Raw genomic sequence first — 19,972 nt, 5'->3', positions numbered from 1 at the left:
CCAATAATTAAAAAACAAACATTTACCTTTTCAGCATTTAACTATTTCTCGTAACCTCTAAAACTCGCCGCTACGTTCGCTGTGTAGTCGCCCCAAGTCGCTGACGCACTATTCGTAAAGAGGCGGTAATTGCCGGTGTGCGGAGGACTAGAGTCAGTTTGATCAAAGTAGCCGGGTGGCACCGGGTTGCCGGTTTTTGTAAACACAGACTTAATAACGACGACCACATATCCATTGTTCGGGACGGTGGGCTCATTAATGGTTACCGTCAAAGTGCCTCCTGAGTAGCTGAAACTTGCGCTGGTCACTTGAGTTCCGCCGCTACATGGATTATCAAACCCAATGTCTGGGAAGTTGGAGGGTAGCGTGTTGAATATACAGACCTTTACCTTACTATCCCAACTACCGCTAGTCGGTAACCCCCAGCCGTCTGGGAGCTGATCCACTATTTGTAAAGACGTGGCTGATGTATCCATGGCGAACCCCAACTGGTTATGCAAAGCAACAACCATAATCACATGGTCAGGGTTAGTTTGGCCAAATCTACCGTCATTTCTAACCTGGATATCTATGTAGGGGTATCCATCGTCGGTTGGTAGAGGGTCGCCAGCCCCACTCCTGGTGAAGTACTTGCTGAGGCTGAGCTCGCCTGCGCCTCCTCCTTCGCCTGGGCACTCAGCCTCGTTCCACTGGTCGTAGCGTAGGTATATCTGGACTGTGTATGTCGTTGACTCGCTTGCGGCTTGTAGCGTCGTTACGTTGACTTGGAAGCGCTGGGTGTCGCCTGGGTGTAGCTGTGTACACGCCGCGGTGGTTATGTCGTGCTCCACTAGGATGTTGCCGTCGGTCCATGGGCTAGAGGGGATGACGATGACCGGCCCCTTGACGGGTATCGTGCCGGTGTTAACAACATTAAATGTAACACTACACTTATACCCAGGATAGGCGTTTGTTACCGTTATTTTTAAATCAAGATCGTTGTCGCCGGATGACGAAAGAGAACCTTCCTCGTCTTCAACTTCTACTAGTTCTGCTTGGCAGTTGCCCACGTCTTTTGCCTCTGGGTCACTGCCCTCTTGTACGAAGTTCCAACCTCCACTGCCGTCTGGAAATCCAACATACTCAGTAATAGTAAAGGTGTCGCCGAACTCCATATCAACGCTACCGGTGTAGGCTGTAAGTTTGATTTTTAGGACGTCTGCCCACAGTGCGAAGGCCGTGGCGACTGTTAGTAGCAACATCGCAGTGGCTATGGCTGTTGCGTATTTCTTGTTCATAGGTTTAAGACTGTGTGGAGGTAAAATTTTTAGCTAAACAAGTGTTTCATTTAAGAAACAAAAAAGGATTGAGGGTTAGTGTGGATATTCGTTCCACTGGTAGCCAATGATTATTATGTAGAATTCGTAGGTGGTGTTTTCTTTTATGCATTCTTGTCTCTCAATGGGTAGTCTTAGGTTCACTGTGAATTGTTGCGAGCCGCCTGGGTGGAGCTGTGTGCCGTTTAGGGTAAAGAAGCTGGAGAAGTCTAGGTCCAGTTCTGTGCACCCGTCGCGGTCTGTGTCTATGTATGATATAAATCCTCCAAAGTAGCGCTCCGGCCTAATGACATTGCCGTCCTTATCAACGATCTTTACGAGCACCTTAACTGGCACGCTTCCCGTGTTTTTCACGGCGATATTGCCAATCTTGCATATGTAGCCAGGATACGCGTTTGATACCGCGATGTGTAGCTCTAAGTCGTTGTTCCCCGACGAGGGGTTCCAAGTCGGCGGCAGTAAGCCGGCACCTGATGCAAAAGTCTCCTCATTCTGCATTTCCACTAATTCGGCTTCACACTTAGCCACGTCTTTACCCTCGTACTCTCCTATCGTACCGGTATCTTCTGTGTACTCAATGGCATTTGGGGTTCCGTCGAATTGTATGTCGATGTTGCCTGTTCTTGTCTCTACGTGTATTTTTAGGACGTCTGCCCACAGTGCGAAGGCTGTGGCGACCACCAGTAACAAGAATGTTACTGAGACAGCTGTCACGTACTTCACTTTCATAAGCACCGCCTGGTTGTCTGCTCTAAAATCTAGCCCACCAACTGTTTACTTGTGGAAACTATTGGTTCCAAGGCTTGGCGGTTGCTGTGGCCGTGCAGGTGCAACTACCTTGGCAGTTGAAGACGGAGATGTTGATGTTGGTGGTCCCACCTGGATCCACTCTACCTGTGGTGGTGGGGTTTGACGTGCAACTATCTGCGCCTGTATATGATGTGCTTGTGTGGATTTTGATGGGGATGGTGCCGGTGTTTTGAAAAGTGAGCGTTATAGAACAACTATCTGTACTCATGCCCGGCGGATCCACTGTTATTGTTATTGTATAGGAGCTATCTGTCTTAGTGGACGATATTGAAACATCTGTGTTTTGTTTTCCGCAACTGTATGATGTGTTTTGTAGGTTGAGATCTATGGTGCCTGTTTTTGCCTTTAGTTTTATTGGTAGGAGGTCTGCCCATGTGGCGGCCGTCGTAGCGATGGTTGCTAGGATAAGTGCTGTTGCTAAGGTTGCTAATGGCTTCACAGATTAACTTGCCCCTGTTGTTTTAAATGTTGGCTTACAAGTGTTTCTTTGTGTAAACACCGTGGCGGCTGTTTCTGGGGGTGAGTTGTATCTGTATGTGAAGGGTGTAGTGGGCACCGCAGTAGGGGCATTGTGCATCTCTGGTTTCTACTATGTAGTGTCTGCCGCAGTTTGGGCATTTGATTTGTAGTTGGAATTTAGAAATCATTGGATGGGTGGAGCGTGGTGTATTTAAGGGTTTAGTTGGGGGTTGCGTGTTACAATTCCCATCTGGAAACGTTTGTTTCTACTCGGAAACACCTTTGAGGCGGACGTACTGCCGGCTTTTTTCGATTCTGAGCTCCACTACGCCTTTCTGCTCCATCTCTCTCAGGATCTTAATTATTTCTCCTATGGAGGTTCCACAAGCTTTGGCCACATCTTTGATGGGCGCTTCTCTGTGTTTTACGAGGTATTTGATGATACACCACTTTACATCATCTTGAAAGAGTTCAGAAAGACGCTTATATGCATCGGAATACTCCATGTGTGGTAGTTAGTGATCTTTTTAATATTTTGCTGTGCGCTGTGGCGTTGTTGTTTCCTTATGGAAACAGTCGTTGGATAAAATACTTAAAATAATTGCTCAAAGCAGTATATGGATAAGCTTAATAACGAGCATTTACTTCGACTCATTAACCAGGTCTTCAACGACAGCATTCCTTGGAAAATTGTGAAGGTATTAGCCCAGGATCACTACGGCCTCACATTGAGGGAGCTAGCCCGGAGGGTTGGAGTGGCTCCGAAAACTCTCTACCGGCATATCGAGAGACTTGAGAAGGCCGGGGTGTTGGAGGTCCACAAGCCCAGCCCCCGGATAAAGCTGATAAAACTAACATCGAAGTACCTGTGGGTTAAGGATTTCTTACAACTCAACCCGCACGGCGAGTAGTCCTTAAACATTGAAATTTTTATGGGTCTTCCCGTTTACCTATTATCTCCTCAGCTGATGGTAGCGATCATGCGGGGGTCTCTCGGGGCTGTAGGGACTGGACGTATAGCTGATAAAAACATGTGGATTACGTGTGAGGAACGTTTCGGCACGTTGTAGAGCTTTAACTATCTCGGGTTGGCTATTCGTTTCTAGGGTTGCTTCCTACCTTTTGGGTTTCACGCGCCGTTGTCTAGAGGTGTCCCATCTTCGATTTTTTGGTGTCTCGCCACTCCTTTTCTACGTCTAGGCACCTGGCGCCTACCTCGGCGCATATCTGCTCTATAGTCTTTTTCGTCCGTGCCCACCACTGCTGCGTCGCCTCGACTTTTCTCCACGTGGAGGCGAGGGTTGCGTCTGCGCGGGGCCTAGGGCGGTATCGGTCGTATACCACCTCGGCGCCGGCGGCGTGGGCGGCCTCCACCACCTCCCGCAGGTCGCTGGGGTCGTCGTTGAAGCCTGGTATGACGGGGCCAAGGAAGACCCACGTCTTCACCCCCGCGGCGGCTATCTTCTCGACGGCGCGGATCCGGGCGAGGGGGTGGGCGGCGAGCGGCTCGAGAATCCTCGCCTTGTCTCTCATGGTGGTTATGGTCACACCCACGTCGACGCGGTGTCTATACCTCGCGAGTAGGTCGAGGTCGCGGACCACCAGGCCGGACTTGGTCTGGATGGAGATGTGGAAGCCGGCCTCGGCCAGTATCTCCAGGGCCCCCCTCGCCAGTCTGTACCTCGCCTCGGGGGGCTGGTAGGGATCTGTGATGGTGGACATCCCCACGACGCCGGGCTTTAGCCTCGCCGCCTCCCGCCTCAGCACCTCGAGGAGGTTGACCTTGACGTAGACAACTCTGCCCCACATGGCCCCTGGAGGGCCCCTGGTCATGTCCATGGCGTAGCAGTAGAGACAGCCGTGGAGGCAACCCAGGTACGGGTTGAGGGAGTAGTCGTACTCGGGCAGTGCGGAGGGCGCCAGGGCCCGCCTCACCCTCACCTCGTATATCTTCACAGCTCCCACCCCCCTCTAGTTTATATTCTTCAGTTTTAGAAGGGTGTTCTGTAGTAGACGTGGGGCTGAGGGAGGAGTTTCTCCGCCTTCTCGAGGAGGATGAGGAGTTCCGAATGGCGGTGGCTGGCTACCTGGGTCTGCGGGAGGTGTTGGAGGGGTTGAGGAGGCTGAGGGAGGATTTTAATAAATTTGTCAAGGAACGGCAGGTTCGTTGGGAGGAGGCTAATGGGAGGTTTTCGCGGCTTGAGGAGGGGCTCGGCGCCTTGACCGAGGCGGTGTATACACGGTATGTGTGGGGGGATCTGGGCGAGGTGATCGGGGCGTCTGGGGAGCGGGTTGTGAGGCGCGTGAGGAATGCCGACTTCGACGGGGTGGAGGTGGATCTCCTGGTGGAGATCGAGGAGAGGGCTTACGTGGTGGAGGTCAAGGCTGGGCCCCGGGTCGGCGACGTGGGGGCTTTGCTGGCTAAGGCCGAGTTGGCGGGGCGCAGACTGGGCAAGCCGGCCGTGCCAGTGCTGGCTGGGAGCTACATCGGCCGGGAGGTGGAGGCCTACGCCAGAGGTAAGGGGGTCCTAGTCTACGTGTACTAGCACACGGCTGTGAGCTCCACCGCTATCTCCACGGTGCCCTCCCCCTCTGCCGCGCATCCGCCGGCTAGGTAGAGGTCGTATGTACCTGGCTCTATCTCCAGCGGGGCGTCGAAGCCCGGCACGAGCACCATGGGCCTGGCGCAGTTGCCCGGGGGCACGTCGATGAGGCAGTACATGGGGATCTCGTAGACGCGCGGCCCCCTAAGCACCACGGCGACGGTGCCAGCCGCCTTGACGCCGCCCTCGGCCCTCGCCGAGGTGGGGACAAACCTAACCTCTGCCCGGCGCCGCGCTGTGAGCTCTGCAACTTTGATGGGCCTACCGGTACTGCACACTGCGGCGAGGTCCACCTCGGCCCGCCGTGGCCTCACCTCAATTACGTGGCACTGCGCCGTTGAAATCCTCAGGACGCCCACCAGCGCCTCGGCGCGCCGCCTATTCGGCACCGTCCCAATTTGGCCAGGTGCTAATATGTCTATCTCCGGAAGGTAAATCTTATATTTGTCAACCTGTTACATATCCGTGGGCGACTACGTTACTGTTTCCGCTAAAATTCCCAGGAGGCTTAAGGAACTTTTGGATAGGTACGGGGTGAAGCCGGGGCCGGTCATTAGGAGGGCGCTGGAGGCTGAGGTGAGGAGGCGTGTTTTAGAAGAGGTGGAGAGGGAGTTGAAGGGGTTGGTGGATAAGCTCTCAGTCGTCTCAGACGAGGAGGTGGCTGAATTGATACGGGAGGATAGAGACAGACGGTAATGTACCTATTTGACGCCAGCGCAGTTGTAAATATACTTAAAAGAGGAAGGGCCAGCGCGCTGTACCAAGGCGCCGTGCTGGATCTAACGGTATATGAGGCATTTAATGCGGTGTGGAAAGAACTGTACCTGCTGAGGAGGATCGACATTGATACCGCACATAGCTACGTAAAGGCGTTATCTAGGGTTTTTGATGTACTTCCCACCTTCACGGTGAGAGGAGTAGAGAGTGAAGTATTAAAATTGGCTGGGGAGCTCGGCGTCGCCTTCTACGACGGGTCGTATGTCTACACCGCGGCGTCAAGGGGGCTCACGCTGGTTACAGACGACAAAGGTTAAGCAAGGCGGCCAGAAAAAAGATTCGAGTGCTCACATCCGGGGAGTTTCTCGCGGCTTTAGGACCTTTTTAGCACCGTACCCCACGTTTTATAAACCTGGGTTTCTGATTCTGTGTGAACGTCTGGTTGCCTCTGCTGGTGGTGTTTTCGGCCGGGGGGCTGGCGGCGTCTCTTCTGGTGGTCTACCTCTTCTACCTCCTTGGGCAGTTGCCGCCAGGTTGCTACGTGGGCGAGGTTCTGCCGGGGGTCACCGCCGACTGCTTGAGGGTGTTGAAGAGCGAGTACGCCTACATCGGCCCGGTGCCTCTGGACGTTGCGGCGGCTGTGTGGTTTGTGGTCAACATAGCCGCGGCGCTCTGGCTGTACCGCACCTTGGAGAGGAGGGCGGCGCGCTTCATCTTCTGGTGGCGCCTCCTGGGCCTCGCGCTTCTGCCTTACCTACTCTATCTGGAGTTCGCCGTGCTGAAGGCCGTCTGCATCTACTGCACCATCATGCACATTTTCATCGTCGCCGACTTCGTGGTTATTACTATATTTTTAAGGAGGGTGTCTCCGCTAATAAGGTGATTTTCCCAGAGTTCTGTCTCGAGAGGTGGCAGTCTCTTAGGGACTGGAGGGCGCGGTACAACCTCTCGGAGAGCGGGGTTGAGCCCCTGACCCTCAGGGAGTTGATAGAGGTGGTGGGCTTCCCGGAGAGGGTTGAGCTGGGGTACGGCATGACGAAGGGCCTGCCGGAGCTTAGGTCGGTCATCGCTGGGATCCACGGCGTCGACGCCGAGGAGGTTATGGTGACGGCAGGTGGGGCCGAGGCGAATTTTGTCTCCACCGCCGCGCTTATGGGGCCCGGGGACGTGGCGGTGGTGGTTATGCCGACGTATATGCAGATCCCCGGCGTACTGCGGGCTCTCGGCGCTCGGGTGGAGAAGGTGTGGATTAAGTACGGCTCCGGCCTCGACGTGGAGGCGCTCAAGGAGAAGGTGAGGCGGGGGGTGAGGGCGGTTTTCGTAACCAACCCAAACAACCCCACTGGGTACTACCTCTCCGAGGAGGAGAGGAGGGCGTTGCTTGACCTTGCACGCGACGCCGGGGCCTACCTCGTGGTGGATGAGGTGTATAGGGGGCTTGAGCACGAGGGCGCCGAGTCCCCCACCTTCGCTGGGCGGTACGAGAGGGCGGTCGTCACGGGGTCTCTGTCGAAGGTCTACGGCTTGGCGGGGCTTAGGATTGGCTGGGTTGTGGGGCCGAGGGAGGTGGTTGACAAGGCGTGGTCTGTGAAGGACTACACCACTATTTCGCCGCCTGTGCTGGACCAGCGCGTGGCGGTGGGGGTGTTGGAGAAGAGGGATTTCTTTGTGAGGAGGGCGAGGGAGATTGTCCGTAGGAACTTTGCCATTTTCCAGAGCTACGTGGCTGGGAGGAGCTACGTCAAGTGGTGGAATACGAAGTCGGCCGCCTTCGCGTATATATACGTCGGCGGCGGCACTATGAAGCTGGCGGAGGAGATCTTCGACGAGATCGGGGTCTTGGTGAACCCTGGCGAGTGTTTCGAGATGCCGGGCTACCTGAGGGTCGGCCTCGGCTGGGCCGACGAAAAGAAGCTGAGGGAGGCGCTTGACCTCTTTTTCACCGCCCTAGACAAGCTGGTGGGGCGGCGGTAGCTACTGTTGCGCCGCCTCAGCCCCCCTCAGCGCCTCCGCCACCGCGGCCTGCACCACCTCCACGTCCTCCCTGGTGATCATATAGGGGGGCAGGAACCGGAGGGTGTTCACCCCCGCGGTGAGGGCCAAGACGCCGCGCTGGAGGAGGGGCTGTAGGAACTGGTCCGCCTTTACCCTCAGCTCGAGGCCAAGCATGAGGCCCATGCCCTTGACCCTCACCGCCAGCCGGGAACCAGTCTCTGACAGAGCCTTCGCCAGCTCCGCCCCCGCCCTCTCGGCCCTGGCGGGGACGTCCTCTTCGCGGAGTAGCTTGGAGGCGGCGGCCGCCGCGGCCATCACCACGGCGTTTCCGGCGAAGGTGGAGCCGTGCTCCCCGGGGTCGAAGACGTCTCCGTACTCCTCCCTGGCCACCGCCAGGCCTATGGGGAGGCCGCCGGCGACCGGCTTGCCCGCGGTGAATATGTCGGGCTCTACTCCGTACTTCTGGAAGGCCCAGACGGCGCCCGTCCTGCCGAAGCCCGTCTGCACCTCGTCTATTATGAGGAGGGCGCCTTTTCTCGACGTCTCCTCTCTCAGCGCCTTGAGGAAGTCGGGGGTGGCGGGGTTGACGCCGCCCTCTCCCTGTATGGGCTCCACCACGACGCAACAAGTGTCTTCGCCCACCAACTTCTCCACCTCTGCGGCGACGTTGAATTTGCCGAACCTCACGTGGGGGTAGAGGGGCTCGAATGCCTTTCTATACTTCTCGTTCCAGGTGATGGATAGGGAGGCCATGGTTCTGCCGTGGAAGCTGTTGGTGAAGGCCACGATGGTGGGCCTCCTGGTTATCTTCTTGGCTATTTTAATGGCGACCTCCACCGCCTCTGTGCCGGTGTTTTGGAGGAAGACCGTGCCGAATTTGGCTGGGAGCAGTTTAGAGAACTCCTCGATGAAGCGTTCCCGGGCCGGGGTCTGGAAGTTGAGAGAGACTGCCCACACCTCCTCCACCTGCCTCTTCACGGCCTCGACGATTTTGGGGTTTGCGTGGCCGAGGAACGCCACGCCGTGGTTAGTGTTGCAGTCTACATAGCGCCTACCCCCGTCGTCCCAGACGTACTGCATAAAACCCCTCACAAGCCTCACCCCATACTCGCGGTAGTAGCGGGCAATCCTCGCCATAGGGGAAATGAGATCCACCTATATAAAGGTACCCCCACCATAAATAGACAGAACAGTCGAAAAAGGGAACTGCTAGTAGTACTCCACCTCGTAGGGCTTCTCTTTTCTTCTCAAGATTTTCACCCAGATGTTTTTCGTGAGGTCCATGTATCAGCCCTTGTCCCTTTTTAAAAGGGCTGTGTGTAAATTATTATACTCCCAAACGTATACGTGGGGAATCCGATGAGGCAGATATTCAACAGGTTAAAGTGGACGGGGGCCAGGGGCTACTTCTGGTACGTAAGCCGGGGCGGCGTCGGGGGCGAGGAGGTGTGCTCTACAGACGAGGTGGTGGAGGTGGGGGCCAACGGCGTGGTGGTGAGGACGGAGGGCGGCGAGAAGTACATCCCCTTCCACAGAATTGTGGAGATAAGGCTGGAGACTGGCGAGGTGCTTCTCAACCGGAGGAGGCGGTAGACATGCCACGCGGCTGTGGACCCCGCGGCTTCCGCACCAGCTTGGGGTATATGTAGACCACTTTAACCACCATAGCGAAGAACCTCAACTTCCAGGAGTACTCCACAAGCTCCCTCCTCCCGGCCTCCCGCCCCTCCGTTTCCATGAGATCGGCCATTCTGTTTATCTCCTCTGCATCGGCTATGGTGTACTCCTCTAGATCTTTATCGAGGATGTTTTTAGGCTTCTCGTAGATCTCCCATGTGTAGTACCTGCTCCGGGGGGCCGGCAGGAGCGACCTCACGACGTTTTTCAAGTGGAGGGCCTCGGTTGCCGTAAAAATGTCCTTCGTCTCCAGAGTCAACGTGAGAATTTCAGAACTGTATAAAGGCGTTGCTAAGGTTTTCAAGCCTTGCGTCAAGCTTTCTCATCTTTACGTTGAGCTCTGTAGATTCCCTTCCCAGCCAGTAGGCTAACGCCGCGGAGGAGCTCGCCACGCTAGTCACATCGCTCAGCACAGTCGCAATGTCGATAGACGCTACGTGTATATCCACGGCTGTATTTAAGTTTGTAGAGGAGAGCCGGCTGGGTGGTGCTGATAATGTTCATATTGGGGTGGTTTTTCGCCTCTGTGGAGGCTATTTCCTCTCTTGAGATGTATGTGGCGGACAGAAACGCGGAGTGGCTAGGGGTTCCGAGGCTCGTCTTAATGGAGAACGCAGGCGCCGCGGTGGCGCGTAACGTGTTGAAGAGGTTCCCCCAGGCGTCGAGGATCTTGGCGGTTTGCGGCACGGGGGGACAACGGGGGGGACGGCTACGTGGCGGCTAGGCACCTCCACGCCGCGGGGAGGGCGGTGAGGGTGGTGGCGCTGGGGGAGCCGAGGGAGGAGCTGGCCCGCCTCAACTACCACGCGGTTAGGAGGCTGTGGGGGGTGGAGGTGGCCGTGGCGCAGTCCCCCCTGGAGCTCTTGGCTCTACAAGACTGGTTTCTCTGGGCCGACGTGATTATAGACGCGGTGCTGGGCACCGGGATTAGAGGCGCCTTGAGGGAGCCACACGCCACCGCCATCGAGCTCATGAACGCCGCCGGCGCCCCCAAGGTGGCCGTCGACGTCCCCAGCGGCCTCGACCCCGACACGGGGGAGGTTAGGGACAAGGCCGTGAGGGCGGCCCTCACGGTGACTTTCCACAAGGCCAAGAGGGGCCTCCTGGCCCCCGGGGCTGGGCGCTACGTGGGGGAGCTGGTGGTTGAGCCAATTGGGATATCCCCCGAGGCGGAGCTGGTGGTGGGGCCGGGGGACTTCGCATACCTCAACTTCTCCCGTAGAGCCGAGTCGAAGAAGGGCGATCACGGCCGCGTCTTGGTTGTAGGCGGCTCTCTGGAGTACTCCGGCGCCCCGGTCTACGTGGCGCTGGCCGCCTTGAGGGCTGGCGTGGACCTCGCCGTGCTGGCGGCGCCGGAGCCCGCGGCCCACGCGGCTAAGGCCATGAGCCCAGACGTCATCGCCGTGCCGCTGGAGGGCTCCCGGCTGGCGCCGAGGCACGTGGATAAGGTAGTTGCTTTGGCGGAGAGGTTCGACGTGGTGGCCATGGGGCCCGGCCTGGGCGTGGAGGAGGAAACGCAGGAGGCGGTGAGGGAGATCTTTAGGCGGCTTGCCGGGAGGAAGCCGCTGGTGGTCGACGCAGATGCGTTGAAGGCGCTGAGGGGGGAGAGGGCCGCCGGCGTGGTGGTCTACACGCCTCACGCCGGCGAGTTCAAGGCCCTCACGGGGGCCGAGGCGCCCCAGACGCTGAGAGAGCGGGTGTCCGTGGTGAAGGAGCAGGCGGCGGCCATCGGGGGCGTGGTTCTGCTGAAGGGGAGGTACGACGTGGTGTCCGACGGAGCCCGCGTGAAGATAAACACCACGGGCACCCCCGCCATGACAGTGGGCGGCACCGGAGACGTCTTGACCGGGCTAGTCGCCGCCTTCCTCACAAAGACCGGCGACCCCCTGGAGGCGGCGGCTGTGGCGGCTTTTGTCAACGGGCTGGCTGGGGAGGAGGCGGCGTCGGAGCTGGGCTTCCACATAACAGCCTCCGACCTCCTGGAGAAAATCCCCCACGTCATACGGCGCCACGCCCGGGAGGAAATCCGCTAGACACCAAGGCCACTCTGCGCGGGGGGGGGGGGCTCTGGAGTCGGCTAACTCGGCGGGGGCGGCGCGGCGGGTGTACTTCGGCGCTCCGCCGCCCGGCCGGCTCCTAGGTACATGAGTATGTGGCCAATGTAAGCAGTGACGAGGCCTATGAAGAAGAGGGCGTAGAGGATAGTTGCCGCGAGGAATAGGCCCTCTCCTGTCTGTTTGTATAGCTGGTAGGCCGCGAGGATGAAGGCCAACACGTAGCCTAGGAATATGAGGGCTACACCGGTTATCAATGTGGCTAGTGTAAGTTCAATATTTCCTGCCGTTGCCGCTGGTATGAAGCTGAAGAAGGCGGCGTAGCCGATGAGGAAGAAGACTAGGCCGTAGGCAGGCAACTTGTCTCTCAGCACAGATCTGTACCCCCGCCACAGATTCCACACGACGTACGTCAAGACGATGCCGCCTATAGACGCGACGGCGGCGAGCCCCGCCGCAGCGCTCGGGTTATATCTCACGCCGTTGGGTAGCTCCACGTATTTACCTGAAAGACTCGCGGCGTAGAGCACGCCGAGAGCCACGAAGAAGAGCACAGGTGTGCTAATCACAAGCGCGAGAAAGCCATCCCGGAGATAGTCAAATCCCACTTGAAGAAAAAAGCATAGGTAAAAAACGTTGTCGATACAGCTCACCTCCTGAAAAACGCCTTCAGAGCCTCCTCCACGTCTCTTAAATGCTCCTCGTGAAGCGACTCTCCCATCTGGCGATTGTGTTGCTCGACGTACTCAGCTACGCTTCCCCGTATCTGCTGGTTAACTCTCCAAGCTCTGAACGTAACCACTACAATCATCGTCCTGTTATCCACGACTAGAGCTGTGTGTTCCATCATGAGGGAAGAGGTCATGTATGGAGATCCGCCTAGCGAAGAGCCCCCGCCCGCCCCCTGGACGCCATTGTCCACTAGGTATATCGATGCGTTAACACGGAGCCTCTCGGCTAACTCGCGGTACTCCGGCACCCTTCCTAGCGGAGTCATAAGCCTCGGCCACTCGCTCCCCCTCTTGTAAATCCCCCCCACCCTGCCGTAGAGAGTGAAGTTCAGCGCCAGCTCGTCGCCCACCGCACGGAACTCAACCACAGTCAAATTGCCAGAGACACACCTCCCCGCTAACATTAGCCCACCATTTACAAACTGTAGCGGACATACAGCTATGTGGGTTGAATTTGGCGGCAACTTTACATCGATCCTCTCACTGGCAAACGTGGCAAACATTGTTAGTCCAACACTAAGCAATATCACAATGGCTACAGCGATTAATATCAGCCAAGATTTCCGCCTCATACTAAAAATAATTATCTAACTTGTAATAAGCGTAGTCCCAGTCGTAGCCACATATAAAGAACCCACAATAGATAGGTTTCCAGAAGTACGCATAACCGTCTGCGGTGCCGCCGGGTTTTGTGAACTGCAAGTCACTTGGCTTAACTAACCCTAGGAAGTCATATCCCCATATCCACGTAGACTTAGCATCCTCGTTCCAACTTGGATTATTCACTGCGCCCACCCAGTTAATCTTACAAATATCAGCATCTAATTGGGGTTTCGTAAGGTTTGAGAAACCTGATCTCTTTTGTATTCGGTAAACACCGCCGTCACTGCCTCAAGCGCCGTTGATCCGGGTTTTAGATTTTGGCGCCATGCCCGCCGCTATACCGGGACATATATGGTTTGCATACTCCAAGTCCGCACATAGCGGCGGAGATACAACGTAAAAAAACGGAGTGAGCGATATGTATCTCGAACGCCGGGTGCGCCGTCTGCAGAAACTCGCCAGCGGCGCCCGAGGGCTTAGGGACTTTGTTTCAGATATTTGAAAATGACGGGGCCACTGTTAAGCGCATAGGTCGCGGAGGTTGTGTGGGTGAGGGCGGCGGGGCTGGATGTTGGGTGAGTTCTGCCTTCATAAGGGGGTCTTTTTATAGGGCTTGTTGAGTTGGGGCATGCGGAGTGTGGAGAGGCTGGGGAACGGCGTTGTGCTGGTTGTGGATAGGTTCGAGTCGCCTCTCGCTGCTGTGGTTGTGGCGGCGGGGGTGGGGTCGCTGTATGAGGAGGGGGGTAAGAGGGGGGTGACGCACCTCCTGGAGCATATGCTGTTTAGAGTGCCGGGTTTCGACGTGGATGAGGCTGTTGAGCAGCTGGGGGGCGGCAACAACGCATACACCCAGCGGGACTCGCTTATGGTTACATTCGAGGGGATTTCGGAGTCGGCGGCGGGGCTTGTGGAGCTCGCCTATAGGCTGTACACAAACGAGCGGTACGCCGAGGAGGATTTGGAGAGGGAGAGGGCCGCCGTGCTGTCGGAGCTTAGGCAGACGAGGGAGGACCCCTCTGAGAGGGTGGGGGAGCTGGCGCTTAGGGCGCTTTTCGGCGACAGCGACTGGGGCGCCCCCGTCGGCGGCTACCCGGAGACCGTGGAGGCGCTTACCCTGCCCGACCTGCTTGAACACAAGCGTAGGTGGCTGACGGCGGGCAACACGATGGTGGTGCTGTCAGGCGGCGTGGGGGGCGAGGCGGTGGAGGCGGCGAGGAGGCTGTTTTCAAAGCTTGAGGGAGAGGCGCCCGCGCGCGGCGTGCCCACAGCGGGGGCCGGCCCAGTGAGGGTTGTGGAGGAGAGGGATGTGGACGGCGTGTACTACGCCTCGGCGTTGCGTATAGCTGTGGAGAGCCAGGCCGAGGCCTACGCCCTGCTCCACGGAGCCGCCTTCCACCTAGAGGCGGGGACTAAGTCCATTCTGTTCAACGTGGTGAGGAACCCCGGGGTGGCCTACTCCTACTACGTAGATTTCGACGTGGCTGGCGACGTGGCTTTTCTCTTAGTGGCGGTGGAGTCGGCGCGGGGGCTGGAGGAGGCGCGGAGAGCCGTGGCTTCTGCTCTTAAGCCGAGGGAGCCCCCGCCGTACAGGCTGAGGTATTTCGACTACCTCTGGAGGGTGAGCTGGAGGAGTCCTCTCAACAGGGCGATGACGCTGGCGGAGTACCACATCAAGGGGGGCGACGTTAGGCGGATTGAGGAGGTGTTTAGAAAGGCGGCCGAGCGGGGGACGGCGTGGCTTGAGGGGGCGGTGCTGGGGGAGGCCGAGGCGGCTGTCGTTCCCGAAAAATATTTATAATGGTGTTTTCTCCAACTTATGAACCAGTCTCAAAAAATACTTTACACAACGCTGGCGGTGGCCATAGCGCTTGCGGCGGCCGCGCTGGCGGCGTCTCTCACAGCTCTGGGCAGTTTAAACAGCTCTCTGGGGGGTGTAAATTCTGGATTGTCAAATCTCCAGAATAGGCTTGACGACATAGGGAACGGCCTCAAGGCATTGAGGGCCGAGGTGGAGCAGCTGAGGTCGTCGCTTGCGGCTAGGGACAGGGAGATAGCGGCTTTGAACAAGACAGTGGGCGACTTGCTGAGGGAGGTGAGGATGTATCAACGCGTGGCGTCGGCGCCAGTGGGCGGTGTGGAGGTGCGCTACGCGAGGCTGTTCAGCGTGGCCTACGACGGCGACGTTTACATCCTCACAGACGCCATGGGGCGGAGGATCCTGCTGGTGCCGAGGGGGATGCAGCAGGACCTCGCCGCGTACTACGTGGCTAAGTACAAGCCGGCTGTGGTGGTGAGGTACCCGGTGGAGAGGGCTGTCTACATGTCCTCGACACAGGTTGCCTTGGCCTATAGGCTGTATAAGGAGAGCGGCGAGGTGGGGGTTTTGAGGAGCATCGCCGGGATTATGTGGGGGAGGGAGTACACGTGGCATCTGAAGGAGATAGCTGATATGCTGAACAACGGCTCCATCGCAGACGTGGGGCCGGCCTACTCCCCCAACTACGAGGCTATTGCGAAGCTCAGGCCAGACGTGGTGTTTGTATACTTCTACCCCGGTCCCTACGGCACGGAAAGCGTGGTTAAGAAGCTGGATCAGCTGGGCATTCCCTACGTCGTTGTGAACGAGTTCCAGGAGGCTGAGGCGCTGGGTAGGGCTGAGTGGATTAAGTTCATCGCGCCGTTCTACAACCTAACCTGGGTGGGGGTGAGGGTTTTCAACGACGTTGAGTCTAGGTGGAAGAGCCTCGCGTCGCTTGTCGCGGATCTCGACAGGCCGAGGGTGGCATGGTTTATCATATACGGAGGCGTGCTCTACCCGGCGGGCCCCGGCGCGAGGGATTTGATTAGGCTCGCCGGGGGGAGGTACGCCTACGCCAACTACAGCAGGGTGGACATGGAGGTGGTCCTTAAGCATAAGAACGACGTAGATGTGTTGGTGTGGAGCGGCTACGGCGTCGACAGGGTGGAGGACCTCCTGAAAATCGAGCCTAGGCTGAAGGAGCTGAGGCCGGTTATCACAGGCAGAGTCTACGCCTACAGCCCGGCGTACTACCAGCTGGCAAACGCCTACCCGGAGAAGGTGCTGGAGGAGCTCATTTGGATTATACACCCGGAGGTGGCGCCGCCGGGCAACTTCACTCTCTTTCGCCAGTTGAGGTGAGGTCTGTACTGTACATATCGGCGGCGTTGCTCCTCTTTTTTAACCTACTCTGGGGACCCGCGGGCCTCGACTGGGGGGTTATCGAGGCGGTTAGGGTGCCGAGGGTCCTCGGCGCGGTGCTCGCCGGCGCCGCGCTTTCGCTGGCTGGTTTGTTGCTCCAGACCGCCTTGAGGAACCCCCTGGCCGATCCCTACGTCCTCGGCGTGAGCGGGGCCTCGGCGCTGACCGCCCTCTTGTCGTATCTAGCTTGGAGGTTTTTCCATATGCAGTACGTGGGCTACCTCGGAGGCGCGCTGGCCGGCGCGGCCGCCGCCTCGCTGTTGTTGCTTACCCTCTCCACACGGGCGTCTCTATACGCCGTGCTGATTGCGGGGGTTATGACGGCTTTTCTCACGAGTGCTGTGCTTCAGCTCCTCTTGATGCTTCTGCCGCCGGAGGAGCTGGGCTACGTCTACTTGGCTATGCAGGGCTCCTTCGCCGCCTACCCCCCGGGCGCTGTGGGGTACGCGCTGGCGCTGGCGCTCCTGCCTGTCGTGGCCGTTGCCTGGAGGTACTCCAGGTGGATCGCCGCCTACGCCCACGGCGAGGAGGCGGCGGCCGGCCTCGGAGTCCCGGTGAGGAGGGTGAATGTTCTGATCACGGCGCTCGCGGCCGCGGCCACCGGCCTAGCCGTGGCCTCTGTCGGGCCCGTGGGTTTCGTCGGCTTAATGGCTCCGCACATAGCTAGGTGGTCTGCTGGTAGCCACAGGTTTGATAAGCTCGTCACGCCCGCGGTGGCCTCGGGCATCGCGCTGGCGCTTCTAGCCGACGCCGTGACCAGGGCCCTGCTCCCTAGAGACGTACCGTCCAGCGTCGTCATGTCGCTGGTGGGCGTGCCCTTCGCAGTGGCCCTCTTCTGGCGTTATGTACGTGGAGTTTAACGTAGTGAAGAGGCTGGGGGACTTCCAGCTAGCCGCCAAGGGCCGCGTAGAGGAGGGGGTGACCTGCGTCGTCGGGCCGAACGGCTCGGGCAAGACCACCCTCATGAAAATACTGGCGGGCCTCTTGAAGCCCGACTCGGGCCGTGTGGAGTACGTGGGCGTGTCCTCCAGGGTGTACGTGGGGGATTTCTACACGCCGCCGGAGGCCACAGGCCTAGACGTGGTGCTGGCGGGGAGGACGAGGTTCGGCAGGCGGCCGGTGGGCCGGGAAGACGTGGAGAAGGCGGCTGAGTACGCGGAGTTGCTGGAGGCGGCAGATCTACTGAAGAGGAGGATCTCCACCCTCAGCGGGGGGCAGAGGCAGAGGCTTGTGATAGCGGCGGCGCTGGCCTCCGAGGCCGATCTGCTCCTGCTAGACGAGCCCCTCTCCAACCTCCACGGGGACTGGCGGGGGAGGGTCATGGAGGTCCTCCGCGGCTTGTCTAGGGGGAGGCTCGTGGTGGTGTCCACACACCACGGCGACGTTCTTAGCTGTTGCCACTACGTCCTCCAGATGGAAAACGGCGTGGTTACGTGGCTCGGACCCTCCGCGGATTACCAGCCGCGACTCGCGGAGGCTGAGTGCGGCGGATCCCGCTAGGGGCTTCGTAGGGGAAAAGAATATAAATATGTGAGTGAGGCTGGGCGATGTCGTCGGCGGTAAGGGTAGTGGAGAAGCAACTTGACGAAATTCTGGCAATTGCCAAAAACCCGGCGCAGATACGAAACGCGGGTACTCTGGCTCATGTGGACCACGGCAAGACCACCACGTCGGATTCGCTTCTAATGGGTGCCGGCCTACTCTCGCCTAAGGTGGCGGGTAAGGCCCTGGCTATGGACTACGTCCCAATTGAGCAGTTGCGGCAGATGACTGTGAAGGCTGCAAATATTTCGCTGTACTTCGAGCACGGGGGGAAGCCCTACCTAATCAACTTCGTCGACACCCCGGGCCACGTGGACTTCACGGGGCACGTAACGAGGTCGCTGAGGGTTATGGACGGGGGCCTCGTGGTGGTGGACTCCGTTGAGGGCGTCATGACGCAGACGGAGACTGTGGTGAGGCAGGCGCTGGAGGAGTACGTCAGACCAGTCCTCTTCATAAACAAAATCGACCGCTTAATAAAGGAGCTGAGGCTGTCGCCGCAGGAGATCCAGCAGAGGATCCTCACAATCGTGAAGGACTTCAACGCGTTGATAGACATGTTCGCCCCGCCTGAGTTTAAAGACAAGTGGAAGATTGACCCGGGCAAGGGCCAGATGGCGCTGGGCTCCGCCCTCCACAAGTGGGGCATTACGATACCAATGGCGCAGAAAGCCGGGATGAAGTTCAGCAATATTGTAGATGCCTATGAGAAAGGGTACGTGGATAAGCTGGCGGAGGAGTTCCCACTGTACAAGACAATCCTCTCCATGATAATTGAACACGTCCCGCCGCCCAACGTGGCGCAGAAGTACAGAATTCCCAGGCTGTGGCGCGGGGAGCTGAACAGCGACGTGGGCAAGGCCCTACTCGAGGCAGACCCCAACGGCCCCACCGTCATCGCCGTTTCGAAGGTTAATAAGGATCCGCACGCCGGGCTTATTGCAACCGGCCGCGTCTTCTCGGGCACAATCAGGGAGGGAGACGAGATATACATCATCGGCAGGAAGATGAAGAAGAAGGTCCTGCAGACCTACATCTACATGGGCCCCTCGAGGATTATAGTGCCCTACATGCCGGCGGGCAACATTGTGGCGTTGATGGGAGTCGACGAGGCCAGAGCCGGCGACACCCTGGTGGATCCGAAGCTGAGCGAAATCCCGCCGTTTGAAAAGATGAGGTACATCTCTGAGCCTGTGGTGACCGTCGCAATCGAGCCGAAAAACCCGGCGGAGCTGGCGAGGCTGGTTGAGGCGTTGAAAGACCTAGTCATAGAGGACCCAACCCTCGACCTAAAGATCGACCAGGAGACTGGCCAGATACTGCTCTCCGGCGTCGGCACGCTCCACCTCGAAATCGCCACGTGGCTCCTCAAGGAGAGGACGAAGACCGAGTTCACCGTGTCGCCGCCGCTCATACGCTTCAGAGAGACCGTAAGGGAGAGGTCCCAGGTGTGGGAGGGCAAGTCGCCAAATAAGCACAACCGCCTCTACTTCTACGTGGAGCCCCTCGACGAGACCACTGTCGAGCTGATAGCCACCAGGGAGATTACGGAGGAACAGGATCCCAGGGAGAGGGCCAAGATCTTGAGGGAGAAGGCCGGCTGGGACACCGACGAGGCGAGGGGCATATGGGCAATCGACGACAGGTACTTCAACGTCATCGTGGACAAGACATCGGGCATCCAGTACCTCCGCGAGATAAGAGATTATATAGTCCAGGGCTTTAGGTGGGCGGTGGAGGCCGGCCCCCTGGCCCAGGAGCCCATGAGGGGCGTCAAGGTGGTGCTCGTAGACGCCGTGGTCCACGAGGACCCCGCCCACCGCGGACCCGCCCAGATAATGCCAGCCACCAAAAACGCCATATTCGCGGCGGTGCTCTCGGCGAGGCCGACGTTGCTAGAGCCTTTGATGAGGCTCGACATCAAGGTGGCGCCTGACTACATAGGAGCCGTGACGTCTGTGCTCAACAAACACAGAGGCAAAATCCTAGACATGACCCAGCAGGAGTACATGGCGTTTCTAAGGGCCGAGTTGCCGGTGCTCGAGTCCTTTACCATCAGCGACGAGCTCCGCGCCGCCGCCGCCGGTAAGATCTTCTGGTCAATGCAGTTCGCCCGCTGGGCCCCCTACCCAGAGTCGATGCTCGCCGACTTCGTCAAGCAGATTAGAAAGAAGAAGGGGCTGAAGGAGGAGATACCAAAGCCCACCGACTTTGTAGAGGTCTTCTAGTTGATTAGAGGCGCCAG

General features: G+C 58.2%; 23 protein-coding genes and 1 pseudogene. 14 read left to right on the top strand and 10 right to left on the bottom strand.

The annotated features are described in order from the left end of the window. Positions 1-41: 41 nt before the first annotated feature. Together P186_RS05135 and P186_RS05130 are read right to left on the bottom strand one after the other, a co-directional pair. Complete coding sequence (locus P186_RS05135; protein ID WP_014288381.1) at positions 42-1,277, bottom strand: COG1361 family protein; 1,236 nt, start codon at positions 1,275-1,277, stop codon at positions 42-44. Between the two features lie 75 nt (positions 1,278-1,352). Further along, positions 1,353-2,045: a hypothetical protein gene (locus P186_RS05130; RefSeq protein WP_148682750.1), complete on the bottom strand. Its 693-nt coding sequence runs from the start codon at positions 2,043-2,045 to the stop codon at positions 1,353-1,355. Between the two features lie 86 nt (positions 2,046-2,131). On the opposite strand from P186_RS05130, the gene P186_RS13810 reads away from it, so the two are divergent. Continuing rightward, complete coding sequence (locus tag P186_RS13810) at positions 2,132-2,299, top strand: hypothetical protein (RefSeq protein ID WP_014288379.1); 168 nt, start codon at positions 2,132-2,134, stop codon at positions 2,297-2,299. Positions 2,300-2,851: 552 nt separating this feature from the next. On the opposite strand, the gene P186_RS05125 is transcribed toward P186_RS13810, so the two are convergent. Further along, complete coding sequence (locus P186_RS05125; RefSeq protein WP_014288376.1) at positions 2,852-3,091, bottom strand: winged helix-turn-helix transcriptional regulator; 240 nt, start codon at positions 3,089-3,091, stop codon at positions 2,852-2,854. Positions 3,092-3,202: 111 nt separating this feature from the next. On the opposite strand from P186_RS05125, the gene P186_RS05120 reads away from it, so the two are divergent. Further along, complete coding sequence (locus tag P186_RS05120; RefSeq protein ID WP_148682749.1) at positions 3,203-3,496, top strand: winged helix-turn-helix domain-containing protein; 294 nt, start codon at positions 3,203-3,205, stop codon at positions 3,494-3,496. Positions 3,497-3,728: 232 nt separating this feature from the next. On the opposite strand, the gene P186_RS05115 is transcribed toward P186_RS05120, so the two are convergent. Continuing rightward, positions 3,729-4,541, bottom strand: coding sequence for an SPL family radical SAM protein (locus tag P186_RS05115; RefSeq protein ID WP_148682748.1), 813 nt, complete (start codon positions 4,539-4,541; stop codon positions 3,729-3,731). 59 nt (positions 4,542-4,600) lie between these two features. Here P186_RS05115 and P186_RS05110 point away from each other — a divergent pair, with 59 nt between their 5' ends. Further along, a complete protein-coding gene (locus P186_RS05110) occupies positions 4,601-5,131 on the top strand; it encodes a hypothetical protein (RefSeq protein WP_014288373.1) in 531 nt (176 codons plus the stop codon). Here P186_RS05110 and P186_RS05105 read toward each other — a convergent pair. Further along, entirely contained in the window at positions 5,128-5,577 is a 450-nt protein-coding gene (locus P186_RS05105) for a hypothetical protein (protein WP_014288372.1), read from the bottom strand. The two genes, P186_RS05110 and P186_RS05105, sit on opposite strands and share 4 nt — an antisense overlap. Positions 5,578-5,653: 76 nt before the next feature. Between P186_RS05105 and P186_RS05100 the strand changes: the two genes are divergently transcribed. The 4 genes from P186_RS05100 (at position 5,654) to P186_RS05085 (ending at position 7,879) form a co-directional block, all read left to right on the top strand. Next, the gene (locus P186_RS05100; protein ID WP_014288371.1) at positions 5,654-5,884 is read left to right on the top strand and encodes a hypothetical protein; all 231 of its coding nucleotides are present in this window, start codon (positions 5,654-5,656) and stop codon (positions 5,882-5,884) included. Next, entirely contained in the window at positions 5,884-6,222 is a 339-nt protein-coding gene (locus P186_RS05095) for a type II toxin-antitoxin system VapC family toxin (protein WP_014288370.1), read from the top strand. The genes P186_RS05100 and P186_RS05095 overlap by 1 nt, the downstream gene beginning before the upstream one ends. 113 nt (positions 6,223-6,335) lie before the next feature. Further along, positions 6,336-6,788 (top strand): vitamin K epoxide reductase family protein, encoded by a 453-nt coding sequence (locus P186_RS05090; RefSeq protein ID WP_014288369.1) that lies wholly within the window; start codon positions 6,336-6,338, stop codon positions 6,786-6,788. After that, a complete protein-coding gene (locus tag P186_RS05085) occupies positions 6,785-7,879 on the top strand; it encodes an aminotransferase class I/II-fold pyridoxal phosphate-dependent enzyme (RefSeq protein ID WP_014288368.1) in 1,095 nt (364 codons plus the stop codon). The genes P186_RS05090 and P186_RS05085 overlap by 4 nt, the downstream gene beginning before the upstream one ends. On the opposite strand, the gene P186_RS05080 is transcribed toward P186_RS05085, so the two are convergent. Beyond that, positions 7,880-9,037, bottom strand: a complete 1,158-nt coding sequence (locus tag P186_RS05080; RefSeq protein WP_014288367.1) for an aspartate aminotransferase family protein — start codon at positions 9,035-9,037, stop codon at positions 7,880-7,882. Between the two features lie 222 nt (positions 9,038-9,259). On the opposite strand from P186_RS05080, the gene P186_RS05075 reads away from it, so the two are divergent. Then, on the top strand, positions 9,260-9,493 hold the full coding sequence (locus P186_RS05075) for a DUF504 domain-containing protein (protein WP_014288366.1): 234 nt from the start codon (positions 9,260-9,262) through the stop codon (positions 9,491-9,493). Here P186_RS05075 and P186_RS05070 read toward each other — a convergent pair. Both P186_RS05070 and P186_RS05065 read right to left on the bottom strand, forming a co-directional pair. Next, a complete protein-coding gene (locus P186_RS05070; RefSeq protein ID WP_014288365.1) occupies positions 9,474-9,836 on the bottom strand; it encodes a hypothetical protein in 363 nt (120 codons plus the stop codon). The two genes, P186_RS05075 and P186_RS05070, sit on opposite strands and share 20 nt — an antisense overlap. A 10-nt stretch (positions 9,837-9,846) precedes the next feature. After that, positions 9,847-10,026, bottom strand: coding sequence for a hypothetical protein (locus tag P186_RS05065; protein WP_148682747.1), 180 nt, complete (start codon positions 10,024-10,026; stop codon positions 9,847-9,849). Between the two features lie 77 nt (positions 10,027-10,103). On the opposite strand from P186_RS05065, the pseudogene P186_RS05060 reads away from it, so the two are divergent. Beyond that, positions 10,104-11,610, top strand: a pseudogene (locus P186_RS05060) (NAD(P)H-hydrate dehydratase). Between the two features lie 44 nt (positions 11,611-11,654). Here the strand turns inward: P186_RS05060 and P186_RS05055 are convergent. Further along, positions 11,655-12,239 carry a hypothetical protein gene (locus P186_RS05055; protein WP_148682746.1) on the bottom strand — a complete coding sequence of 195 codons (585 nt, stop codon included), beginning with the start codon at positions 12,237-12,239 and terminating at the stop codon, positions 11,655-11,657. A gap of 41 nt (positions 12,240-12,280) precedes the next feature. Continuing rightward, positions 12,281-12,730: a hypothetical protein gene (locus P186_RS05050; protein ID WP_193383993.1), complete on the bottom strand. Its 450-nt coding sequence runs from the start codon at positions 12,728-12,730 to the stop codon at positions 12,281-12,283. A gap of 863 nt (positions 12,731-13,593) precedes the next feature. On the opposite strand from P186_RS05050, the gene P186_RS05045 reads away from it, so the two are divergent. Genes P186_RS05045 through P186_RS05025 form a run of 5 tightly spaced genes read left to right on the top strand, consistent with a single transcriptional unit; the run spans position 13,594 to position 19,955 of the window. Continuing rightward, on the top strand, positions 13,594-14,763 hold the full coding sequence (locus P186_RS05045; protein WP_014288361.1) for a M16 family metallopeptidase: 1,170 nt from the start codon (positions 13,594-13,596) through the stop codon (positions 14,761-14,763). Positions 14,764-14,781: 18 nt separating this feature from the next. Next, positions 14,782-16,125, top strand: coding sequence for an ABC transporter substrate-binding protein (locus tag P186_RS05040; protein ID WP_014288360.1), 1,344 nt, complete (start codon positions 14,782-14,784; stop codon positions 16,123-16,125). Next, positions 16,122-17,045 (top strand): iron chelate uptake ABC transporter family permease subunit, encoded by a 924-nt coding sequence (locus tag P186_RS05035; RefSeq protein WP_014288359.1) that lies wholly within the window; start codon positions 16,122-16,124, stop codon positions 17,043-17,045. Before P186_RS05040 ends, P186_RS05035 begins: the two co-directional genes overlap by 4 nt. Continuing rightward, positions 17,029-17,685 (top strand): metal ABC transporter ATP-binding protein, encoded by a 657-nt coding sequence (locus P186_RS05030; RefSeq protein ID WP_148682745.1) that lies wholly within the window; start codon positions 17,029-17,031, stop codon positions 17,683-17,685. The genes P186_RS05035 and P186_RS05030 overlap by 17 nt, the downstream gene beginning before the upstream one ends. A gap of 47 nt (positions 17,686-17,732) precedes the next feature. Next, positions 17,733-19,955 carry an elongation factor EF-2 gene (locus P186_RS05025; RefSeq protein WP_014288357.1) on the top strand — a complete coding sequence of 741 codons (2,223 nt, stop codon included), beginning with the start codon at positions 17,733-17,735 and terminating at the stop codon, positions 19,953-19,955. Positions 19,956-19,972 lie beyond the last annotated feature (17 nt).

The organism is Pyrobaculum ferrireducens (assembly GCF_000234805.1).
Lineage (GTDB): Archaea > Thermoproteota > Thermoprotei > Thermoproteales > Thermoproteaceae > Pyrobaculum > Pyrobaculum ferrireducens.
This window is presented reverse-complemented; position numbering and strand designations above follow the sequence as displayed.